The sequence below is a fragment of the Micromonospora sp. URMC 107 genome, assembly GCF_051386315.1.
In the GTDB taxonomy this organism is placed as follows: domain Bacteria; phylum Actinomycetota; class Actinomycetes; order Mycobacteriales; family Micromonosporaceae; genus Micromonospora.
The window spans coordinates 1-4,468 of sequence record NZ_JBPQTK010000226.1 but is presented as its reverse complement, the minus strand read 5'-3'; the positions used below and the strand labels follow the sequence as shown (position 1 = coordinate 4,468).

General features: G+C 75.7%; 4 protein-coding genes. All 4 read right to left on the bottom strand.

Features of this window, described 5'->3' with window-relative positions; genetic code table 11:
* Positions 1-5: 5 nt before the first annotated feature.
* The 4 genes from ACSNN9_RS27820 to ACSNN9_RS27805 all read right to left on the bottom strand — a co-directional run bounded on the left by ACSNN9_RS27820 (position 6) and on the right by ACSNN9_RS27805 (position 4,381).
* A complete protein-coding gene (locus ACSNN9_RS27820; RefSeq protein WP_436676267.1) occupies positions 6-1,073 on the bottom strand; it encodes an NADH:flavin oxidoreductase/NADH oxidase in 1,068 nt (355 codons plus the stop codon).
* A gap of 143 nt (positions 1,074-1,216) precedes the next feature.
* Entirely contained in the window at positions 1,217-2,524 is a 1,308-nt protein-coding gene (locus tag ACSNN9_RS27815) for a dicarboxylate/amino acid:cation symporter (protein WP_436676269.1), read from the bottom strand.
* 233 nt (positions 2,525-2,757) lie between these two features.
* On the bottom strand, positions 2,758-3,423 hold the full coding sequence (locus ACSNN9_RS27810) for a DUF998 domain-containing protein (RefSeq protein WP_436676265.1): 666 nt from the start codon (positions 3,421-3,423) through the stop codon (positions 2,758-2,760).
* Complete coding sequence (locus ACSNN9_RS27805) at positions 3,416-4,381, bottom strand: glutathione S-transferase family protein (protein WP_436676263.1); 966 nt, start codon at positions 4,379-4,381, stop codon at positions 3,416-3,418. The genes ACSNN9_RS27810 and ACSNN9_RS27805 overlap by 8 nt, the downstream gene beginning before the upstream one ends.
* Positions 4,382-4,468 lie beyond the last annotated feature (87 nt).

Sequence of the window (4,468 nt, the reverse complement as noted above, 5' to 3'; positions counted from 1 at the left end):
GTGGGTCAGGTGGCGCGGGCGTACTGGTCGGGCCAGGTGGGGGTGGCGCCGAGCTTGGCGGCGGCCCGGTGCGGCCAGTACGGATCCCGCAGGAGCTCCCGGCCGAGCAGGACCAGGTCGGCGTCGCCGGACGCGACGATCTCCTCGGCCTGTTCCGGCTCGACGATCAGGCCGACCGCGCCGGTCGCCACCCCCGCCTCCCGGCGCACCCGGGCGGCCAGCGGCACCTGGTAGCCCGGACCGACCGGGACGGTCGCGGTGGCCGACGCGCCGCCCGAGGAGCAGTCGACCAGGTCCACCCTGGCGGCGGCCAGCTCGCCGGCGAGCACCACGCTGTCCTCCGCCGTCCAGCCGGCCGGCTCCCAGTCGGTGGCCGAGATGCGGGTCAGCACGGGCACGTCCTCGCCGACCGCCGCGCGGACCGCCCGCGCCACCTCCAGGGTCAGCCGCATCCGGCCGGACCGGTTCCCGCCCCAGCCGTCGTTGCGGTGGTTCGTCAGCGGGGAGAGGAACTCGTGCAGCAGGTAGCCGTGCGCGGCGTGGATCTCCACGGCCGCGAACCCGGCGTCGACCGCCCGGCCGGCCGCCGCCGCGAACGCCTCGACGACGCCGGCGATGCCCGCCTCGTCCAGCGCGGTCGGCACCCGGTAGTCGGGCACGAACGGCGCGGACCCCGGGCCGACCGGCGTCCAGCCACCCTCGGCGTCGGGCACCCCGCCCCGCCGGGGCGCCCACGGCCGGTACGTCGACGCCTTGAACCCGGCGTGCGCGAGCTGCACGACCGGCGCCGCGCCGTGCGCGGTGACGAACGCGGTCACCGGCCGCCAGGCGTCGACGTGCGCGGCGGACCAGAGCCCGGTGTCCTGCGGGCTGATCCGCCCCTCGGGCAGCACGGCCGTGGCCTCGGTCATCACCAGGCCGGCGCCGCCGACCGCCCGGGCGCCCAGGTGCACCAGGTGCCAGTCGGTGGGCAGGCCGTCCGGGCCGGCGGTGTACTGGCACATCGGCGCCAGGGCGATCCGGTTGGGCAGGGTCACCGTGCGCAGGGTGAGCGGGGTGAACAGGGCACTCATGGGGTCATCCTCTCCGGGCGCGGGGGGGGGGGGGGGGGGGGGGGGTGGGCCCCACCCCGGGGGCCCTCCCCGACTCGTCGGGTGGTGCCGCGGCTCGGCCGGCGACGTCGGTCCCGGCCCGGTGCGCGGGCGTGCCGGATGGCTCAGGCCGGTACGGGACTCAGGTCCTCGGCCCGGCGCGGGCCGGCACCGGCCTCGGCGTCGGTCGGGGCCAGCGTCGACCGCCGGCCCGCCGAGTCGTACGCGGCCCGGTCCAGGGTGCCCTCGCGGGCGGCGACGATCGTCGGCACCAGCGCCTGGCCGGCGACGTTGGTGGCGGTGCGGATCATGTCGAGGATCGGGTCGATCGCCAGCAGCAGGCCGGCGCCGGCCAGCGGCAGGCCCAGCGTGCTCAGCGTCAGGGTGAGCATCACGATCGCGCCGGTCAGGCCGGCGGTGGCCGCCGAACCGACCACCGAGACGAAGGCGATCAGCAGGTAGTCGGTGACCCCGAGGTCCACCCCGAAGACCTGGGCGACGAAGATCGCCGCCAGCGCCGGGTAGATGGCCGCGCAGCCGTCCATCTTCGTGGTGGCGCCGAACGGCACCGCGAACGAGGCGTACTCGCGGGGGACGCCGAGGCGCTCGACCGAGCGCTGGGTCACCGGCATCGTGCCCACCGAGGAGCGGGAGACGAAGGCCAGCTCGATCGCGGGCCAGGCGCCGGCGAAGAAGCGCAGCGGGTTGAGCCGGCCGGCGCCCACCAGCAGCAGCGGGTAGACCACGAAGAGCACGATCGCGCAGCCGACGTAGACGGCGGTGGTGAACTTGGCGAGCGGGGCCACCAGGTCCCAGCCGTACGAGGCGACGGCGTTGCCGATCAGGCCGAGGGTGCCGATCGGGGCGAGCCGGATGACCCACCACAGCGCCTTCTGCACGATCTCCAGCAGCGCGCGGTTGATCGCCACGAACGGCTCCGCGGCCTCGCCGACCAGCAGCGCCGCCGCGCCGACGACGAGGGCCAGGAAGACGATCTGGAGCACGTTGCCGTCGACGAACGCGCCGACCGGGTTGGTCGGCACGATGCCAGTGAGGAAGTCGGTCCACGAGCCGGTCCTCGTGGGCGCGGTGGCGCCGGCGGTGTCGAGGGTGACGCCGCGGCCCGGGTCGGTGAGCACGCCGAGCCCGATGCCGACGCCCACCGCGATCAGCGCGGTGACGCCGAACCAGAGCAGGGTCTTCAGCGCCAGCCGGGCGGCGTTGGTCACCCCGCGCAGGCTGACGACGCTGACCACGATGGCGGTGAAGACCAGCGGCGGCACGGCCAGCTTGAGCAGCTGGACGAAGAGGCCGCCGACGGTGTCGAGGGTGCTGGCGAGCCAGCTCAGGTCGTTGGCGCGGGCGAGGAAGCCGAGCGCCACGCCGAGGACGAGGCCGAGCAGGATCTGCACGGAGAAGGGGATCTTGCGCAGGGCGGAAGCCATGAGGATGTGTCCCAGGGTCTGGAGGTCGGAACGGGCAGCGTCAGGAGAGCGGCTGCGCCGGACAGACGCCGCTGGCCTGCAGTCGGAGGTCGACATACAGGCGCACGGTCAGGTGCCAGACGTTGGTCATCGCCGCCGAGGCTAGCGCCGGTGGTCGATGCAGCGGAAGGAGCCATCACGGTGACGCTCCTTACAGCGGATGCGCGGAAGGGGCCCCACGGCTATCGCGGGCGTCGACGGGGCGCCCTCGACTGTCGGCGGAGGGCGACGGCGGTCGCGGTGGCCGCGCCCCAGAGGACGGCCACCAGCAGCAGCAACCGCTCCAGGACCGCGATCAGGCCGCCACGCCCGACGGCGACCAGGGCCACGGCGGTCGCCCCCGCCAGCGGCAGGGCCGCCGCCAGGGCCACCGCGGCCAGCCGGCGCAGCGCCGGCGGCGCGGCCCGGGTGAGCGCGATCGCCAGCATGGCGAAGACCACCGCGGCCACCGCGAGGATGCTCGCCGCGCCGTGCACCAGGTCCGCCGTGGTGGCCCGCTCGAACGGCGGCAGCGGGCAGCCCGCGCTGCACGTCACCGCCCCGGAGACCAGCGTGAAGAGGCCCCCGACCGCGAGCAGCCCGGCCGCCGCCCGCAGCGCCCGGGGCAGCGCCGCCGCGAGCAGCAGCAGCCCGGCGGCCAGGGCGAAGACCCCGATCCGGTACGCCGGGGCGTACGCGCTGTCGGTGACGCCCGCCTCGCTGACGTACCCGGTCGGACCCGGCCCCGGACCGGCGACCACGGCGACGGTCACCGCGACCGCGCCCGCCGCGACGCAGGCGGCGGACGCCGACGCGGCGGCGGCCCGGGGCGGGGCGGCGCGCGGGCCGGCCCGGCGCGGCTCAGCCACGCCCGTGCGGCGTGGTCCAGCCGGAGGTGTCGGGGCCCAGCGGGACGATCCCCGTCGGGTTGATCGCCGCGTGGGTGCCGTAGTAGTGCCGCTTGATGTGGTCGAAGTCGACCGTCTCGCCGAAGCCCGGGGTCTGGAACAGGTCCCGCGCGTACGCCCAGAGCACCGGCAGCTCGGTGAGCTTGTGCCGGTTGCACTTGAAGTGCCCGTGGTACGCCACGTCGAAGCGGACCAGGGTCGTGAAGAGCCGCACGTCGGCCTCGGTGATCGCGTCGCCCATCAGGTAGCGCCGGCCCGCCAGCCGCTCCGACAGCGCGTCGAGCCGGGCGAACAGCCCCGTGAACGCCTCGTCGTACGCGGCCTGCGAGGTGGCGAAGCCGCACCGGTAGACGCCGTTGTTCACGTCCCGGTGGATCTCCGCCATCAGGGCGTCCAGCTCCGGCCGCAGCGCCTGCGGGTAGAGGTCGGGCGCCCCGGGCCGGTGCAGGCTGCGCCACTGGGTCGACAGGTCCAGGGTGAGCTGCGGATAGTCGTTGGTGACCACCCGGCCGGTGCGCGTGTCGACCAGCGCCGGCACGGTGACCCGCCCGGTGTAGTCGGGATCGGTGGCCAGGTACGCCTCGGAGAGGAAGCCGATGCCGAGCACCGGGTCGAACCCGTCGGGGTCGAGGGCGAACCGCCAGCCCCGCTCGTCGCGGATCGGGTCCACCGTGCCGAGGGAGATCGCGTCCTGAAGGCCGAGCAGTCCGCGCACGATCCGGGCCCGGTGCGCCCACGGGCAGGCCCGGCACCAGATCAGCCGGTAGCGGCCCGGCTCCAGCGGCCACCGGCCCTGCGCGTCCGGCCCGCCGCCGGGCGGGGAGTCGGAGTCCGGGGTGACCCGACCGGTGAACCGGTTGGGCTGGCGGACGAACTCGCCGCCGCCGCTGGTCTCTGCGCTGAACTGGGCCCGGGCCATGCCGCCAACCTATCCGCTGCGCGCGCGGATATCCTGGCTGCCGGGCGTCCCCGCGACCCGGAACCGCCCGCCCCCGCCCCTTCCCAC

Coding starts and splice junctions, on each gene's coding strand:
- ACSNN9_RS27805 (WP_436676263.1), bottom strand. CDS start 4,381: ATGGCCCGGGCCCAGTTCAGCGCAGAGACCAGCGGCGGCGGCGAGTTC.
- ACSNN9_RS27820 (WP_436676267.1), bottom strand. CDS start 1,073: ATGAGTGCCCTGTTCACCCCGCTCACCCTGCGCACGGTGACCCTGCCC.